This is a genomic window from Actinomycetospora sp., from assembly GCF_055612215.1.
In genome coordinates, this window is record NZ_JBVPVA010000318.1 from 1 (window position 1) to 1174 (window position 1174).

The following is a 1174-nucleotide window of genomic DNA, read 5'->3' on the forward strand; positions in this document are numbered from 1 at the left end:
GGGGTCCTCCCGGTCAGGGGCGGGCAGGAGGCGGCCGCGGGTGACGAGGTCGGCCGCGAAGCGGCCGAGCGCCCGCAGGACCTCGAACTCCGCGCCCTCCCCGGGGAGCGGCTCGGACCGCAGGAGCACGTCAGCGTCGAGCTCGAGGACGGGGACGGTGAAGGGGGCGAGGGCCGGTGCCGGTCCCCCTCCTCGTCCTCGTGCCAGCGGAGCGTCGACGCTTGCACTGAGTGGCAGTGGAGCCCCGTCGTCGATGAGCGCGGACGAGGGGCGGGGCACCCGATCAGCCGCACCGGGTCCGCCGGTCGAGGGCAGGTGCAGGACGGCCTGCCCCTCGGCCCCGGAGGTCCCGAGCGCCGCCGCGACACCGCGCAGCTGCTCGTGGTCGGCTGCGAACGGGTGCGGGCGCGCCCCGCGGGCCCGGCTCGTCGGCCGCTCGACGCGCGTCGGGTCCTCGGCCCAGAGGCACACGCCCCGGCCCGGGGACCACGCGGCGTGCAGCGCGAGCATCACCGACCCCCGTCGCTGCGCATCGTCACGTCCCCGTCGCTCCGCTCGCCCGGACTAGGCGAACTCCACCGACCCGTTGACCACCCGTGTGGACACCGGGGTCAGGCCCGTCGCCGCGGGGCCCCTCTTGAGGGCACCGCTCGCGCCGTCGAACTGGCTGCCGTGGTTCGGGCACGTGATGGTGCCGCCGACCGGCGGGTCGACCGTGGTGCCCTGGTGCGGGCAGGACGCGTTGAAGGCCTTGATCACCCCGGCCGTGGGCTGGACCAGCAGCACCGGGCCGTTCGGGCCCTCCACGACGGTGCCGCTGCCGACCGGGATCGACGACACCGGCGTCCCGCTCGGCGGCGGCGTGGGCGGCGCACCGCCGTCGCCGGACGAGCACGCGGCGAGCGCGCCCGGCACGGCGAGCGCGACGACGAGGCCACACAGGGCGCGACGCCGGGTCAGGCCGGTGGGCCCGGCGTCGAGCGCCGGGAGGGGGGTCTCACTGGTCACGGGGAGGGACCTCCGCGGTCGGGCGAGGCGTGGTGGGTCGGCCGATCGTCCTCGACGGGCGATCCGACGCCGGTGAAGCGCCGAGCCCGCCGCCACGCTACTCGGGCAGCGCGAGCAGGCCCGCGACGACGTCGTCGAGGGCCTCGGCGACGACGTGCGGCCGCAG

Annotated in this window: 1 protein-coding gene and 1 pseudogene; both read right to left on the reverse strand. The window is 77.4% G+C overall.

The genetic code is table 11. The features are described 5' to 3' along the window. Positions 1 to 510 (reverse strand): annotated as a pseudogene (locus AC0CYZ_RS09085) (hypothetical protein); the annotation flags it as partial. Between the two features lie 54 nt (positions 511 to 564). Next, a complete protein-coding gene (locus AC0CYZ_RS09090) occupies positions 565 to 1008 on the reverse strand; it encodes a Rieske (2Fe-2S) protein (protein ID WP_472214452.1) in 444 nt (147 codons plus the stop codon). Positions 1009 to 1174: the final 166 nt, after the last annotated feature.